Source organism: Sphingomonas aerolata, assembly GCF_023935825.1.
Classification (GTDB): domain Bacteria; phylum Pseudomonadota; class Alphaproteobacteria; order Sphingomonadales; family Sphingomonadaceae; genus Sphingomonas; species Sphingomonas aerolata.
The window spans coordinates 2193575-2209056 of sequence record NZ_CP098762.1 but is presented as its reverse complement, the minus strand read 5'-3'; the positions used below and the strand labels follow the sequence as shown (position 1 = coordinate 2209056).

General features: G+C 68.6%; 16 protein-coding genes. 7 read left to right on the top strand and 9 right to left on the bottom strand.

The window, feature by feature from the left end; translation table 11 throughout:
- Window positions 1-8 precede the first annotated feature (8 nt).
- The 5 genes from NEF64_RS10085 to NEF64_RS10065 all read left to right on the top strand — a co-directional run bounded on the left by NEF64_RS10085 (window position 9) and on the right by NEF64_RS10065 (window position 2947).
- A complete protein-coding gene (locus tag NEF64_RS10085) occupies window positions 9-440 on the top strand; it encodes an HPr kinase/phosphorylase (protein WP_056408343.1) in 432 nt (143 codons plus the stop codon).
- A complete protein-coding gene (gene rapZ, locus NEF64_RS10080) occupies window positions 437-1354 on the top strand; it encodes an RNase adapter RapZ (RefSeq protein ID WP_031393407.1) in 918 nt (305 codons plus the stop codon). The genes NEF64_RS10085 and rapZ overlap by 4 nt, the downstream gene beginning before the upstream one ends.
- Before the next feature lie 16 nt (window positions 1355-1370).
- The gene (locus NEF64_RS10075) at window positions 1371-1778 is read left to right on the top strand and encodes a PTS sugar transporter subunit IIA (RefSeq protein ID WP_031393408.1); all 408 of its coding nucleotides are present in this window, start codon (window positions 1371-1373) and stop codon (window positions 1776-1778) included.
- Window positions 1775-2050, top strand: coding sequence for an HPr family phosphocarrier protein (locus NEF64_RS10070; RefSeq protein ID WP_031393409.1), 276 nt, complete (start codon window positions 1775-1777; stop codon window positions 2048-2050). Before NEF64_RS10075 ends, NEF64_RS10070 begins: the two co-directional genes overlap by 4 nt.
- A gap of 99 nt (window positions 2051-2149) precedes the next feature.
- Window positions 2150-2947 (top strand): TrmH family RNA methyltransferase, encoded by a 798-nt coding sequence (locus NEF64_RS10065; RefSeq protein WP_037528485.1) that lies wholly within the window; start codon window positions 2150-2152, stop codon window positions 2945-2947.
- Window positions 2948-2956: 9 nt separating this feature from the next.
- Here NEF64_RS10065 and NEF64_RS10060 read toward each other — a convergent pair whose 3' ends face one another.
- The 3 genes from NEF64_RS10060 to recR all read right to left on the bottom strand — a co-directional run bounded on the left by NEF64_RS10060 (window position 2957) and on the right by recR (window position 6066).
- A complete protein-coding gene (locus NEF64_RS10060; protein ID WP_252573696.1) occupies window positions 2957-4420 on the bottom strand; it encodes a DNA recombination protein RmuC in 1464 nt (487 codons plus the stop codon).
- A gap of 466 nt (window positions 4421-4886) precedes the next feature.
- On the bottom strand, window positions 4887-5411 hold the full coding sequence (gene def / locus NEF64_RS10055; protein ID WP_031438987.1) for a peptide deformylase: 525 nt from the start codon (window positions 5409-5411) through the stop codon (window positions 4887-4889).
- Between the two features lie 58 nt (window positions 5412-5469).
- Window positions 5470-6066 carry a recombination mediator RecR gene (gene recR, locus NEF64_RS10050; RefSeq protein WP_031393413.1) on the bottom strand — a complete coding sequence of 199 codons (597 nt, stop codon included), beginning with the start codon at window positions 6064-6066 and terminating at the stop codon, window positions 5470-5472.
- A 52-nt stretch (window positions 6067-6118) separates the two neighbouring features.
- Here recR and fmt point away from each other — a divergent pair, with 52 nt between their 5' ends.
- A complete protein-coding gene (fmt, locus tag NEF64_RS10045) occupies window positions 6119-7045 on the top strand; it encodes a methionyl-tRNA formyltransferase (RefSeq protein ID WP_252573694.1) in 927 nt (308 codons plus the stop codon).
- Window positions 7042-7782, top strand: a complete 741-nt coding sequence (gene truA, locus NEF64_RS10040) for a tRNA pseudouridine(38-40) synthase TruA (protein ID WP_252573692.1) — start codon at window positions 7042-7044, stop codon at window positions 7780-7782. Before fmt ends, truA begins: the two co-directional genes overlap by 4 nt.
- Before the next feature lie 12 nt (window positions 7783-7794).
- Here the strand turns inward: truA and NEF64_RS10035 are convergent, their stop codons facing one another.
- The 6 genes from NEF64_RS10035 to NEF64_RS10010 all read right to left on the bottom strand — a co-directional run bounded on the left by NEF64_RS10035 (window position 7795) and on the right by NEF64_RS10010 (window position 15479).
- Window positions 7795-8991 (bottom strand): class I SAM-dependent RNA methyltransferase, encoded by a 1197-nt coding sequence (locus NEF64_RS10035; RefSeq protein WP_056408354.1) that lies wholly within the window; start codon window positions 8989-8991, stop codon window positions 7795-7797.
- Window positions 8988-10478, bottom strand: a complete 1491-nt coding sequence (locus tag NEF64_RS10030; RefSeq protein WP_056408357.1) for an NAD(P)H-hydrate dehydratase — start codon at window positions 10476-10478, stop codon at window positions 8988-8990. The genes NEF64_RS10035 and NEF64_RS10030 overlap by 4 nt, the downstream gene beginning before the upstream one ends.
- Window positions 10475-10750, bottom strand: coding sequence for a hypothetical protein (locus NEF64_RS10025; RefSeq protein ID WP_235516463.1), 276 nt, complete (start codon window positions 10748-10750; stop codon window positions 10475-10477). Before NEF64_RS10025 ends, NEF64_RS10030 begins: the two co-directional genes overlap by 4 nt.
- 106 nt (window positions 10751-10856) lie before the next feature.
- Complete coding sequence (gene ilvD, locus NEF64_RS10020; protein ID WP_031440068.1) at window positions 10857-12578, bottom strand: dihydroxy-acid dehydratase; 1722 nt, start codon at window positions 12576-12578, stop codon at window positions 10857-10859.
- Window positions 12579-12695: 117 nt separating this feature from the next.
- Window positions 12696-13046 carry a response regulator gene (locus tag NEF64_RS10015; protein WP_031396103.1) on the bottom strand — a complete coding sequence of 117 codons (351 nt, stop codon included), beginning with the start codon at window positions 13044-13046 and terminating at the stop codon, window positions 12696-12698.
- A 48-nt stretch (window positions 13047-13094) separates the two neighbouring features.
- Entirely contained in the window at window positions 13095-15479 is a 2385-nt protein-coding gene (locus NEF64_RS10010; RefSeq protein ID WP_056408362.1) for a hybrid sensor histidine kinase/response regulator, read from the bottom strand.
- Between the last annotated feature and the right edge of the window lie 3 nt (window positions 15480-15482).

Genomic DNA, 15482 nt, shown 5'->3' with positions numbered 1-15482 from the left:
CTCTAGTTCTGTCTGTCCTCTCGTCCGATCGCCTGCATGCGACGACCGTCTCGATCGGCGGCCAGGGCGTCCTGCTGGAAGGACCTTCCGGCATCGGCAAGTCCGACCTCGCCCTCCGCCTGATCGACCGCGGCGCGATGCTGGTCAGTGACGACCAGACCATCGTCGTGCGGTCGGGGACCCGGCTGCTGGCGCACGCGCCCGCTTCCATCGCTGGCCAGATCGAGGTTCGGGGTCTGGGCATTATCGCCATGCCCTATGTTGTCGACATACCCATCGCCCTGCTCGTACGGCTAGGAGGGCAGGTTCCGCGGATGCCCGAGCGAGAGGCACGGCGGATCGCCGGCGTCGACATCCAGGTCCTCCTGCTCGAACCACTCCAGGCGTCCGCTCCACTGAAGGTTGAATTGGCTCTGACACACGGAATTCTCGCCGCATGACGCGCCAATCAAAGGCGATCCTGCTGATCACCGGCATGTCGGGCGCGGGCAAATCGACCGTTCTCAAGACGCTTGAGGATCTGGGCTGGGAGATCGTCGACAATCTGCCGCTCCTGCTGCTCGATCGGCTGCTGGATACGCCGCGCGCACAGGGACAAATGGATGATTCCACCCCCCTGGCGATTGGTATTGGCTCGCAAACGCGCGATTTCGATGCGGATCGCATCATCGGGCGCATCCGCGATCTGCGCGATCGGCACGGTCTGGAAATCGGGACGCTGTTCCTCGACTGTTCGGGGGTAGAACTCGAGCGACGCTATTCCGAGACGCGGCGGCGTCATCCGCTAGCCCCCGATCGCCCCGCGGGCGACGGGATCGCGCGCGAGCGTGAAATGCTGCGGCCGCTGCGCGACTGGGCGAACCGGTTGATCGACACGACCACATTGGCGGCCAACGAACTCGCGCAACAGATCCGCCACAGCTTCGCACAGGACGATCAGGGTGCTCCGACGCTGTCGATCCAGTCCTTCGGCTTCGCGCGCGGGCTACCGCGCAACGCTGACCTCGTCTTCGACATGCGGTTTTTGCGAAATCCGCATTGGGATCCGCAGCTGCGTCCTGGGACCGGACTGGATGCCGAGGTTGCGCAATATGTCATGGCCGATCCGGCCTATGAAGCCGCTGTCAGCCGCATCGAGGATCTGCTGCTCCTGTTGCTGCCGCGCTACAAGGCGGAGGGCAAGTCCTATGTCAGCGTTGCGATCGGGTGTACCGGAGGGAGACACCGATCGGTTCATGTTGCCGAACGGATCGCCGGACGGTTGCGCGCAGAGGGTTTTTCGCCCACGGTAAACCATCGCGACCTGGGGGCCGCGCCGCAGGACTCGCTTGAGGGACCACCGGTCGGCTTATGAGTATGAAGCGTCTGATATGATCGGCCTAGTTTTGGTGACCCACGGGCGGCTCGCCGACGAGTTCGTGACCGCAATGGTCCATGTCGTCGGCCCGCAGGAACGTGTCGCGGCAATCGCGATCGGCCCGGATGACGATATGGAGGAACGCCGCGCGGATATCGCGACGGCGATCGCCGAGGTCGATGCGGGGCGCGGTGTGATCGTCCTGACCGACCTGTTCGGCGGTACCCCGTCCAACCTTGCCATCTCGCTGATGGAGCGGGGCCGGGTGGAGGTGATCGCGGGAATGAACCTGCCGATGCTGATCCGTCTGGGGTCGGCGCGCAAGGCGATGACGGTCGTGGCGGCGGTCGCTGCCGCGCGTGAAGCCGGCCGGAAATATATATCCGTCGCATCCGAGGTTCTCGGCGAGGCGGCAGCGTGACTGCGGTTGCGCGCACTGTCCTGATCACCAACCGCCGGGGATTGCATGCCCGGGCGAGCGCGAAGTTCGTTACGCTCGCCTCCTCGCAGCCCTGCGATGTGCTGGTCGAAAAGGACGGCGCGGGCAGCGTGACGGGAACGTCGATCATGGGGCTGATGATGCTCGGGGCCGCGATGGGCGATTCGATCGTCATATCGGCGACGGGCGATGGCGCGGACGAAACCGTTGCCCGGCTGGTCGAACTTGTCGAAGCCAAGTTCGGCGAGGATTGAGCCCCCTTCCCCGCAGCGCTTGCCGCGCGGGGTTGCGACGGGCATGAGCGGCGCGTGTTGACCGACCTCCCCTGTTTCCGCGCGCCGAAGGGCCGATAAATGCCTCGCGAAATTACCGCCTTCTCGAACCCGTTGATCAAATATGTTCGCGATCTTCGCGACAAGCGACATCGCAAGGCTGCAAGGCAGTTTCTTGCCGAGGGACTGCGGATCCTGACCGAGGCTCGCGAGACGGGCCGGCTGCCCCGGACCTTGTTCTACGCCGCGGCGAGCGCCAACCACCCGCTGGTCCATGCGCTGTCGATGGATGTCGAGGAGGCGGGCGGCGAATCGATCCAGACGACGCCGGACATCCTGTCGAAGCTGTCGGGCAAGGACAATCCGCAGGCGGTGGTCGGCGTGTTCGATGAGTTCGACGCGGCACTCGAGGATCTGGACCGGACCAGTGCGGGGATCTGGCTGGTCGCCGAGCGGCTGCGGGATCCGGGCAATCTCGGCACGATCCTGCGGACCGGCGATGCCGTCGGGGCGGGCGGGCTGATCCTGATTGGTGAGTCGGTCGATCCGTTCTCGGTCGAGGCGGTGCGGGCGAGCATGGGGGCTTTGTTTACCATTCCGGTCGTCAAGACCGAGTGGGCGCCGTTCGAGGCCTGGCTCCGCAGCGGCCCCGGGCAGCTGGTCGGGCTGAGCCTCGACACCGAGACCGATTACCGGGCGGCGACGTACAGCGCCCCGACCTTCTTGCTGACCGGCAACGAGGCGCAGGGCATGCCAGCGGAGATGGCCGAAGGCTGCGACACGCTGGTCAAGATTCCGATGCTGGGGAAGGCCGACAGCCTCAACGCCGCAGTCGCCACCGCGGTCATGGCCTATGAAGTTCTTGCCCAACAGCGTTGAAAACGCGCCTTAAACGTCCGCGGTCTCCGGCTTTTCGATCAATGCCGGCCCCTCGCCCAGGGCGAGCGCGTCGATCGACGACACGTCCTCGAGATCACGCGCGCCGGTCTCGATATTGAGGTCGCGGAACTTGCGGCCGGTGACCATCAGGCGGCCGTTGAACGAGTTGGTGAAGCCGTTGAAGTTCTTCACCGCGCTGTTGAGCCCGACCCCGACCTTGCGCAGATCGTCCGCGACCTTGGCGAGCCGGTCGTGCATTTCCTTGCCGAGTTCGCCGATCTTGCGCGCCTCGTTGGCGAGCTTTTCCTGCCGCCAGACCGCGGCAACCGTCCGGGCGATCGCAATCAGATTGGTAGGAGTGGCGAGCAACACCCTCTTTTCAAACGCAAAATCCCAGAGCGTCGGATCATGCTCAAGCGCGGCGGAGAGGAAATGCTCGCCGGGGACGAACATGATCACATAATCGGGCGTATCCGCGAACTGGCTCCAATAGGCCTTGTTGCCGAGCCCGTTGACGTGCGCGCGCATCGACGCGGCATGTGCCGCCAGACCGACCAGCCGCTCGGCCTCGTCGACCGCACCGAACGCATCCTGATAGGCGTTGAGCGAGACCTTGGCATCGATGACGAGCGCGCGGCCGCCCGGGACGCGGATGATCGCATCGGGGCGAAGCCGAGCGCCGGCGCGCTCATCGGCATCACCGACCGCGACGCTGACCTCGGTCTGGAAATCGGTATGTTCGCTCAGGCCGCAGGTCTCGAGCACGTTCTTCAACTGCTGCTCGCCCCAGCGGCCGCGCGACTTGGGCGCGTTGCGCAGCGAGTTGACGAGCTTGGCGGCCTCGGTCGAAACCTTTTCCTGGCCGAGCCGCATCTGCTCGATCTGCCCCTTGAGATCGCCGAACGCGTCGCGGCGCTCCGCCTCGACCTTGGCGACGCCCTCTTCATAGCGTTGCAGCCGGTCGCTGACGGGCTGGAGCATCGATTTGAGGTTCTGCCCGGCGGATTCCTCGGACTGGCGGAAGCGGGCGTCGGCGCGGTCGAGGAATGTCTTCTGCGCGTCGCTCAGCAGCTTGTTGGCGACATCGCCGAACTGAGCCGCCATCACGTCCTTGGCGTCACGGAGTTCGACCAGCCGGGCCTCGAACGCTTCGCTGCGGGCATGCTCGGTGGCGAGTTCGGTGCGCGCGGCGTCGCGGTCGGCGCGGATCGTCGCGAGATCGGTACGCAGGCGGTCCGCCTCCCCGGCGCGTTCGGCATTCTGCGCGCGCAGCGTGGCGAGATCCTGAAGCGCGGCATTGCGTTCCTGCTCGACCGCGTCGCGCGCGGTGCGGATCAGATCGAAATCGGCGGCTCTGGTCCTGGCGACCGCGAGATCGCTGGCGAGCGCGCCGGCTCGACGCGAGGCTAGCAGCCAGCCGAGCAGCAACCCGGCGGCGGCCGCGAGCAGCGCGACGATCACGAGTTCGGTCATGCTCGCGTCCCAATGTTGTGAATGTTGAGACGATAAGCGTGTTTTGCGCCGAGATCCGTACAATTTCCGGCGAGGCGCCCGGCTAGGCAGGGATTGGGCGCGGGCGGCTGGGGGGGCACGGTCTGGAATGTCATCGTTGGAACATAGCACGAACGACGTGGGTGGGACAGAGGGATTTTCCTACCTGCGGGCGTTGGCCTTGGTCGCTACGGGAGCGAACGGGGCTTTGCGGGCGGTAGTGCGTTATCGCCGGGGACGTGCCAACTGGGCCCCGGCCTTCGCCGGGGTGGTGCTTTTGGGGGGGCGCCGCCCCTCGTTGCGGAGCTATCGCAGGTGGGCTCCGGTGTTTGCTGGGCAGTGTTCTTGGCGTGTGCCGCCCGCGATTACGCGGGGCTTCCCTGCCTGGGCCCCGGCCTTCGCCGGGGAATTGGTGGCTTGGCCGGTCGAGGTAACGACCGGCGCCGGATCAGCCGAGCTTGCGGGCCTTGGCGAGCTTCTTGAGGACCATGTCGCGCTTGAGGCGGCTGATGTGGTCGATGAAGAGGACGCCGTCGAGATGGTCGATCTCGTGCTGCATGCAGGTCGAGAGCAGGCCGTCGAGCTCTTCCTCATGCGCGGCGCCGGTCTCGTCGAGCCACTTCACGCGGCAGCGGGCGGGGCGGACGACCTCGGCATATTGCTCGGGGATCGAGAGGCAGCCCTCGTTATAGGTCGACATCTCTTCGCTCACCGAAAGGATCTCGGCGTTGATATAGGCCTTGGGATTCCTGATCGGCTTGTCCTCTTCGTCCTTCTCTTCCTGAAGGTCGATGACGAGGACGCGCTGCTGCACGCCGACCTGAGTCGCGGCGAGGCCGATGCCGTTGAAGTCGTACATCGTCTCGATCATGTCGGCGACGAGCGTACGGGTGGAATCGTCCACCGACGCCACCGGCTCCGCGACGAGGCGCAGGCGGGGATCGGGGACTTCGAGAACGGTCATGACGGTCATGCTGCGCAGCTAGGTTCCGCGGGTTGAGCCGTCAAGCATTTGGGTTAGGCCGCGACGATCAGGCCATCGGGCGGCGTGCGCGCAGCGCCTGGGCGAGCGTGCCCTCGTCGAGATAGTCGAGCTCGCCACCCACCGGCAGGCCGTGCGCGAGCTGCGTGACGCGGACGGGGAAGCGTTCGATCCGTTCGGCGATGTAATGCGCGGTGGTCTGGCCTTCGAGCGTCGCGTTCATCGCGAGCACGACCTCGTCGATCCCCCCCGCCTCGATCCGGCGGACGAGATTGTCGATGCTGAGATCCTCGGGACGGATCCCTTCAAGCGCGGACAGGCGACCGCCGAGCACGTGGAAGCGACCGGGGAACAGCCGCGAGCGATCGAGCGCCCAGAGATCGGCGACCTCCTCGACGACGCAGAGCGAGCGCTGGTCGCGGCGCGGGTCGGCGCAGATCGCGCACGGGTTGGTGGTGTCGACATTGCCGCAGACGCTGCAATTTTCCAGCCGCTCGTCGACCGCGGTCAGCGCTTCGCGCAGCGGCCCCAGCGCGGCGTCGCGCTTCTTGAGCAGATGCAGCACGGCGCGGCGTGCGGACCGGGGGCCGAGGCCGGGGAGCCGGGCCAGCGCCTGCGTCAGCGCCTCGATCTCGGGGGATGCCATCGCAACCAGATAGGGGGTTGCGTCGCTCCCCGCCAGCGTGTTCGAGAGGGGCATGCGGATCATCTTCATGGGAACGCCGGACTTCGCGGTGCCGGTGCTGGAGGCCCTCGTCGCGGCGGGGCATGAATTGGTGGCGGCCTATTGCCAGCCGGCACGACCGGGCGGGCGTCGCGGGCGCGAGCTGGTGCCGTCGCCAGTCCAGGTCCGGGCGGAGGCGCTGGGCATCGAGGTTCGGACGCCGGTGTCGTTCAAGGCGTCGCTGCCCGAGGGGCTCGCCGCGCGGGAAGCGTTTGCGGCGCTCGACGCTGATGTCGCGGTCGTGGCGGCGTATGGCCTGATCCTGCCGCGTGCGGTGCTCGACGCGCCGCGATTCGGGTGCCTGAACGTCCATGGCTCGCTGTTGCCGCGGTGGCGCGGGGCGGCGCCGGTGCAGCGCGCGATCCTCGCGGGCGATGCGGAGACCGGGGTCGGGATCATGCAGATGGAGGCCGGGCTCGATACCGGGCCGGTCAGGCTCGAGGGGCGGACGCCGGTCGCGGGCAAGACCGCGGGCGATCTGACCGCCGAGCTGTCGGCGATGGGCGCGCGGTTGATGGTCGAGGTGCTGGGCGATCTTGACGCCTACCCTGCCCGGCCGCAGCCCGACGAGGGCGTCACCTATGCGGCCAAGATCGACAAGGCGGAGGCGCGGATCGATTTCGAGCGGTCGGCGGTCGAGGTCGAACGGCTGGTGCGCGCGATGAACCCGGCGCCCGGCGCGTGGTTCGAGGTCGCCGGCGAGCGCGTGAAGGTGCTCGCGGCGGACGTGTTGCCGTTCAGCTTCCTGGGGTGCGAGGGGCTGACGGTGAATGCCGAGCTGACGATCGGGTGCGGCGACGGTGCGATCCGGCCGACCCTGGTGCAACGGGCCGGGCGCGGCGTGACATCGGCCGAGGAGCTGCTCCGCGGGTTTGCGATTCCCTCGGGGACTCAGCTTTGACGCGGTTCGCGCTGACGGTGGAGTTTGACGGCCGGCCGTTCATGGGCTGGCAGCGACAGAAGCATGGGCCGAGCGTGCAGGCCGCGCTCGAGGCGGCGGTGCTGAAGATGACCGGCGAGGCCGTGGCGGTGCAGGCGGCGGGGCGGACCGATGCGGGGGTGCACGGGATCGCGATGCGCGCGCATGTCGATATCGTGAAGCCGGTCGCGGCGTTCCGCTTGATGGAGGGGCTGAACGCGCTGGTCAAACCGGCGCCGGTGTCGGTTCTGGCGTGCGAGGTGGTGCCCGACGACTGGCATGCGCGGTTCTCGTGCATCGGGCGGTCCTATGAGTACCGAATCGTCAACCGGCGTGCGCCGCTGAGCTTCGAGGCGGGGCTGGCGTGGCAGGTGCCGCAGCCGCTCGATGCGGAGGCGATGGCGGAGGCGGCGCGCGCGCTGGTCGGGCGGCATGACTTCACGACGTTTCGGTCGGCGCATTGCCAGGCGGACAGTCCGTTGCGGACTTTGGACCGGCTCGACGTGGTGCGGGCGGGCGAGCGGCTGTTCGTCTACGCGGCGGCGCGGTCGTTCCTGCATCACCAGGTGCGATCGATGGTCGGGTGCCTGGCGCTGGTCGGCATGGGGCGCTGGGCGGTCGGCGATGTCGCGGACGCGCTGGCGGCGAAGGATCGGGCGATGCTGGGATTCAATGCACCGCCCGATGGGTTGTTCTTCGTAACTGCGGTTTATCCTTGAGAAATTAACACCTTAGCGGACGAACTTCGCAGCAAGTTCGACATGCGTCGACCAGCGGAACTGGCCGACCGGCTGGATCCAGTCGATCCGCCAGCCGGCGTCGCAGAGCTCCTTGGCATCGCGGGCGAAGCTCGCCGGGTTGCACGAGACGTAGACGATCACCGGGGTCCTGGACGCGGCGAGCGCGCCGGCCTGTTCGCGCGCGCCCGAGCGGGGCGGATCGATCACTACCGCGTCGAACCGGTCGAGCTCGGCCACCGTCAGCGGGCGGCGGTAGAGGTCGCGGTGCTCGGGGAAGACCGGGCGTTGCAGACGGTGCGCGGCGGCCTTCAGCGCGGTCAGCGCGTCGCGCGCGCCCTCCGCGGCATAGACCTTCGCCGGGATCGCGAGCGTGAAGGTGCCGAGCCCGGCGAACAGGTCTGCGACGGTGGCGGGCGTGCCGATCGCCTCGAGCACCGCGGCGGTGAGCGCGGCCTCGCCATCGGGCGTCGCCTGGAGGAACGAGGCGGGTGGCAGCGGCACGGGGACGCCGCCCAGCGTGATCGTCACCGCATCGGGCTCCCAGCGCGTCTCAGGCCCCAGACCGTCGTCGAACGCGACGCGGGCGATGCCGTGCTCCTCGCAGAACCGGGTGAGCGCCTCGGCGGCGGGGAGGCCTTCGGGCGCGAAGCCGGTGATGAGGATGTCGGCGCCCTGGTCCGCGAGCGTCAGGTGGATGTCCGCGCGACGGCGGAAGTTGAGGCGCTTGAGCAGGGTGCGCAAGGGGGCGACGAGCGCGAACAGCCGCGGATCGAGGATCCAGCATTCCCTGATGTCGACGATCAGATGCGCCTTCTCGGCGGTGAAGCCGAGCGTGATCCTGCCGCCCTTCGCCTCGGCATGCAGCGTCGCGCGGCGGCGGCTGCGGACCGGTGAGATATGCGGGGTGCGGATCGGCGCGGACAGGCCCTGCCCGTCGAGCGCGGAGGCGATCCGGTCGGTGACGAAGGCGCTGTAGCTCTCATCGTCGAGATGCTGGAGCTGGCAGCCACCACAGGTCGGGAAATGGACGCAGGGCGGGGTCTGGTGGTGCGGGCCGTGGGTCACGCTGCCGTCGGCCGCGAGCGTGTCGCCGGGCGCGGTGAAGGCGGCGTGGCGGCCATCGGCGGTGATGCCGTCGCCGCGCGCGGCGACGCGGACGATGGTGTCGGTCGTTGGGTCACTGGTCATACGGACGCTCTGGCCGACCGGAGCGCATCCGCCAAGTCATCGGCGATAAATGCCGGCCCGGATCGACGCGCAGCCTCGCCGTGAAGCCACACGCCCGCGCCGGCGGCGGCGAGCGGATCGAGCCCTGCGGCGAGCATCGCGCCGATCGCGCCGGCGAGGACGTCGCCGGTGCCCGCGGTGGACAGCCAGTCGCTCGCGCCGGGGGCGAGCCGGGCGCGGCCGTCGGGCGCGGCGATGACGGTGTCCGCACCCTTGAAGACGACGACCGCCCCGGTGCGGGCGGCGGCGTCGCGGGCGCGGGTGATCTTGTCGTCGTCCGATCGCCCGAAGAGCGCGTCGAACTCGCCGGCGTGCGGGGTGAGGATGACCGGGACGGTGAGCGCGCGGATCCGGTCGGGATCGAGCAGGCGGAGCGCGTCGCCGTCGAGGACGAGCGGGTGCCCGGCGGCGAGCGCGGCGTCGAGTCGGGCGCTTGCGGTGGCGTCGCGGCCGAGGCCTGGGCCGATGACGAGCGCACCGATCCGGTCGTTGGCGAGCGCGTGGTCGGAGAACGCCGCGCGGACGAGCGCGTGCGGCGGGCCCGCACTGTCGCCGAGCAGCGTCACATAGCCCGCGCCCGCGCGCATCGCGGCGAACGCGGCGAGGTCGGCCGCGCCCGCCATCGTGCCGGCGATGACCCCGACCATGCCGCGGGTGTATTTGTGCGCGTCGGGTCCGGGGGGTGCGAGGTGCGGGCTTTTGAGCACTTCGATCTGGCTGGTGACGGGGACGCCGATGTCGAGGAGGCGGACCTCGCCGCAATAGCGTGCGGCGGGCTGGAGGAGGTGCACGGGTTTGAGTGCGCCGAGGGCTAGCGTGAGGTGGAAGACGGGGGGTGTGGTGAGCGCGCGGCCGGAGTCGGTGGCGAGGCCGCTGGGGAGGTCGATGGCTATGGTGAGGGTGGCGGCGGTGGTTAAGGTGTGGAGTCTTTCCCCGATCGATACCTCCCCGGCGGAGGCCGGGGTCCAGTTGGGTGAACCGTGCGCGTCGTCGATAGCGGTGCCCAACTGGGCCCCGGCCTTCGCCGGGGGGGTGTTTGGGGTTTGGGGTGAAGGACCATCCAGCGGCCGGGTGAGGCCGGTGCCGAATAGGGCGTCTACCAGGACGGGGGCGGGCTTCGCTTCGGCGAGTGAGTCGACGGGGCCGGGCCACCCTGCCCTTGCCGCCCTGGCAGCGTCGGCGCGGGGTTCGGACAGTGCGGCGACGCGGACGGTTGCGCCCAGTTCGGCGAGCACGCGCGCGGCGACATAGCCGTCGCCGCCATTGTTGCCGGGCCCGCAGAGGATCAGGATGGCGTTCGATCCCGCGAGGCGATGGACCGCGTGCGCGATCGCGGTGCCTGCGCGGTCCATCAGCGTGTCGACCGGGATGCCGGTTGCGATCACCGCATCCTCGGCCGCGCGCATCTCGGCGGCGGTCAGGACGGGCTGGCCCTCGATCCGGATCATGAGCCGTTCGCGTCCGGCTGGACCGTCGCCGGCAGGCGGTAGCGGTCGGTGCCCAGCGCGACGTCGATGCTGCCGGGCGTGGATGCCGTGACGCGCGCCCGCTCCGCCCCGTCGGCGGCGACGACGCCGCGGCCGTCAGGGGAGACGCGCAGCCGGCGAAAGCCGCCATCGGGGTGGCGGAGGGTCAGGATCACGCCATCTGCGCCGCGCGACTGCTCGATCGTGCAGTCGGGGGCCAAAGCGGCGGCCCCCTTGGCGCAGGGGACATGCATGACGGAAGCGTCGTCGCGGCGCGACGCCGTGTCACCGGCGTCGGGCTTGCCGCTCCCGCAGGCTGCCAGCGGGAGTGAGACAAGCCCGACAAGATACTGCGATCGTTTAGATATCCGCGTAGACATGCGTTTCGGCTGCGGCTCCCGGGTGCGTGACCGCGCCCTTGTACGCCGGACCGACGGTCTTCGCATAGCGCCACAGAGCGCCCGAGCCGTAATCGGTCTTGCGTGGGACCCAGACCGCGCGGCGTGCCGCCATCACGTCCTCGGGAACATCGAGATCGATCGTCCCCGCCTCGGCGTCGATATGGATGATGTCGCCATCCTCGACGAGCGCGATCGGGCCGCCATCGGCCGCCTCGGGACCGACATGGCCGATGCAGAAGCCGCGCGTGCCGCCCGAGAAACGGCCGTCGGTGATCAGCGCGACACTCTCGCCCATGCCGAGGCCGTAGAGCGCGGCGGTGGTCGAGAGCATCTCGCGCATGCCCGGACCGCCCTTGGGACCTTCGTAGCGGATGACGATAACCTCGCCCTCGTTGATCGCGCGCGCCTCGACCGCGGCGAAGGTGTCCTCCTCGCAGTCGAACACGCGCGCCGGACCCGAGAACTGGAGCCGGTGCATGCCCGCGACCTTCACGATCGCGCCATCGGGGGCGAGGCTGCCGCGCAGGCCGACGACGCCACCCGTCGGGGTCAGCGGGGTGCTGATGTCGTAGATGACCTTCTGGTCGGGGTTCCACGTCACCTGGTCGATATTCTCGGCCAGCGTCTTGCCGGTCACGGTCATGCAGCTGCCGTCGAGGAAGCCGCCGCTGAGCATCGTCTTCATCAGCATGTAGACGCCGCCCGCCTCGTACATGTCCTTGGCGACATACTTCCCACCGGGTTTGAGGTCGGCGATATACGGCGTCGTCTTGAAGATCTCCGCGACGTCGAACAGGTCGAACTCGATCCCCGCTTCCGACGCCATGGCGGGCAGATGCAGCGCGGCGTTGGTCGAGCCGCCGGTCGCGGCGACGACTCGCGCCGCATTGATGAAGGCCTCGCGCGTGCAGATGTCGCGCGGGCGGATGTTGTCGGCCAGACACTCCATGACCTGCGCGCCCGCAGCCACCGCGATCTGTTCACGCGTCGTGTAAGGCGCTGGCACCATGTTGCTGTTCGGAATGGACAATCCGATCGCTTCCGCGACGCAGGCCATGGTGTTGGCGGTATATTGCCCACCGCATGCGCCGTGACCCGGGCAGGCGACCTTCTCGAGCGCATGCACCTCCGACAGCGGGCAGGCACCGGCGGCATATTTGCCGACGATCTCGAACACGTCGACGACGGTGACGTCGCGTTCCTGATAGCGGCCGGGCAGGATCGACCCGCCATAGACGAACACCGACGGGATGTTGAGGCGGAGCATCGCCATCATCATGCCGGGCAGCGACTTGTCGCAGCCGGCAAAGCCGACCAGCGCGTCGTAGCAATGGCCGCGGACCGAGAGTTCGACCGAGTCGGCGATGACTTCACGGCTGACGAGGCTCGCCTTCATCCCCTGATGCCCCATCGCGATGCCGTCGGTGACGGTGATCGTGTTGAAGCGGCGCGGCATCCCGCCGCCCTGGATGACGCCGGCCTGCGCGGCATCGGCCTGCGCGTCGAGCGTGGTGTTGCAGGGGGCCGAGTTGTTGCCGGCGGACGCGAGCGCGACGAACGGACGCGCGATATCCTCTTCGGGAATACCCATCGCGTAATAATAGCTGCGGTGCGGCGCACGCTCTGGACCGACGGAGACATGCCGGCTCGGCAGGCGCGATTTATCGAATATACGGGTCATGGCGACCGCCTATGTCGCGAGACGGGGCCTTTACGCAAGAGAGTTGCGTATGGATTTGCAGTTTTATCCGCCGCGGCCGCGGCCAGACGAGGACCGCAGAGCCCGCGCGGCGGACCGTCAAAGGCTTTCGAGCGCCTTGGCGACGCCGTCCATCGTGAACGGCTTCTGCAGGCGGGGCCGGTCGCGGAAGCGCGGATCGAGGCCGTCATCACCACCGCCGGTCGCGAAGACGAAGGGAATTCCGCCCTCCGCAAGCCGTTCGGCGATCGGAGTACTCTTCTCACCGCCACGCAGGTTGACGTCGAGGATCGCGGCGTCGACACCCCCGGCCGAGATGCGGTGCAGGGCATCGGCGACGGTGTCGACGGACCCTGCGACGCCCTTGTCCAGCACCTCGAGAAAATCCTCGAGCATCATGGCGATCAACGGTTCATCCTCTACGATGAGGATCTGCTGTGGCACGTTCATATTTTGTACCTTAGGCGGCAATTTCGCCGAGCGCCAACATCTTGTTGCTTAACGTGCCGCAAGAACGTCGCGCGCGGCTTCGGCAAGCTGCTGAACCGAGAAGGGCTTGGGAAGAAACTCGACATTGTCGAGGTCGATCGACTTGCGCAGCTGTTCCTCGGCATAGCCCGACATGAAGACGATCGGCAGGTCGGGATATTTCTCGCGGGCGTGCCGGACCATCGTCGGGCCGTCCATGGTCGGCATCACCACGTCGGTGATCAGCAGGTCGGGGCGGCCGTTCTTCGCCATGATCTCGAGCGCGACCTCGCCATTCTCCGCGGTCAGCACGCTATATCCCTGGCGGGTGAGCGCGCGTTCGGCGACCGCGCGGACCATGTCCTCGTCCTCGACCAGCAGGATCGTCCCCGTGCCCCACAGGTCGGCGGGTTTCGCCGCGGGCTTGGGCGCGGTGAGCCGCGGCGCGGCGGGCGCGGCATGGACGGGGAGGAAGATGGTGAAGGTCGCCCCCTGCCCCGGCTGCGATTCCGCGAAGATATAGCCGCCCGACTGCTTGACGATGCCGTAGACGGTCGAGAGGCCGAGCCCGGTGCCCTTGCCGAATTCCTTGGTCGTGAAGAACGGCTCGAAGATCTTCGGCAGGACCTCGGGCGGGATCCCGGTGCCGGTATCCTGGACGATCAGCGCGGTATAGTCCGCGACGGGCAGGATGTCGGAGGCCATCTGCCGCACTTCGGTCGCCGAGACCGAGCGCGTGGTGATGGTCAGCGTGCCGCCGCCGAGCGGGTTGGCGGACAGGATCGCGTCGCGGGCGTTGACCGCGAGATTGACGACGACCTGTTCGAGCTGCCCCGGATCGGCGCGGACCGGCCCCAGATTGCGGCCGTGCATCATGTCGAGCCGGACTGTCTCGCCCATCAGTCGCTTGAGCAGGTTGGAGACCTCAGACACGACGTCGGGCAGCTGCAGGATCTGCGGGCGCAGCGTCTGCTGGCGGCTGAAGGCGAGCAGCTGGCGGGTCAGCCCGGCGGCGCGGTTCGAGTTGGTGCGGATCTGCTGGATGTCGTCATAATCGCTGTCGCCGGGCGAATGGCGCATCAGCATCAGGTCGCAGTGCCCGATGATCGCGGTCAGGATGTTGTTGAAATCATGCGCGACGCCGCCGGCGAGCTGGCCGACCGCCTGCATCTTGGTCGCCTGCGCCACCTCGCGTTTCAGTCGCGATTCCTCGCTATTGTCCTTGAGGCTGAGCAGGACCGCGGCGTCGCCGAGCCCGCGCGCGCCGGCGATGGTCAGCGCGACCGGCTCGTCGGGATGATCCTTCAGCCGGACCGCCATGTCGGTCGAGTGGGTCTGCCCGCCCGCGAACCGGCGGATCGCATCGGCGACCGCGGTCTTGTCCTCGCGCACGACGAGATCGCCGGGGTAGAGCGGCGGCGCGGCGCCGACGACCCCGGCGGCGCGCAGGAACGAATCGTTCATCTGGATGAAGCGGCCCTCGCGATCGACCAGCGCCATGCTGAACGGCATCAGGCTGACGAGGCTGCGGACATGCGCGGAGGCGGACGCGCCGATCGCGGGCGCATCCTCCTCGTCGTCGAGCAGGATGACGAGGACGGGGGCGTCGTCGCCCTCGACAAAGGGCACCTGCACCACGCGCAGCGGCGTCCCCGCGCCGCCCTCGCGCGCGAAGCGGACGAGGCCGCGATTGTCGGTGATCAGGAAGCGCGCAAAGTCGCGGCCTTCGATCGCCTCATGCTCGTCGCCGATCGCGCGGACGCGGAGCACGCGGTTGGTCGCGCGGACTCGGCCGTCGGCGCTGAGCAACGCCGCCATGATCCCGCTGCCGCCGAGCCGGTCGCCGGTCGGCCCGTCGATCAGCCGCTCGGCGGTCTGCGCGAGGTCATAGTCGGGCGCGGTGACGAACCGCCAGACGAGCATGTCCGCCTCGTCGCCGGCGCGGGTGATCGATGCCGAGATGCGCAGCCCGTTGGCGACCAGCCGCTCCGCCTGCGCGTGACCGTCGCGCCACGCGGTGCGTCCGGCCTCGGCGAGCAATACGACCCCACTCGCGTCGAGCGGCAGCCCCGGCGGGGTCGGAAAGCCGCTGAACACCGCGTCATAGGCATCGTTCGCGCAGACCAGCCGGCCCGCGCGATCGGTCACCGCGATCGCATCGCCGCTCGCCTGCGCGACGGCGCGCGTGAAGTCCCAGTCGATCGTGCGCAGTTCGGCGCTGCCGGCGCGCGCGAGTACGCGCCAGACGATCACCGCGCCGATGACGATGATCGCCGCGGCGAGAAAGGCCGCCGCGACGACGATGTCGCCGATCATGCCGAGCACCAGCCCCGACGCGGCGATCCCCGTCACCGCCGCGACGAGGGCGGCGCGGCGGTTCGGCCCGAGGCCGGTCTGGGGCGGAAGCGAAACCATGCG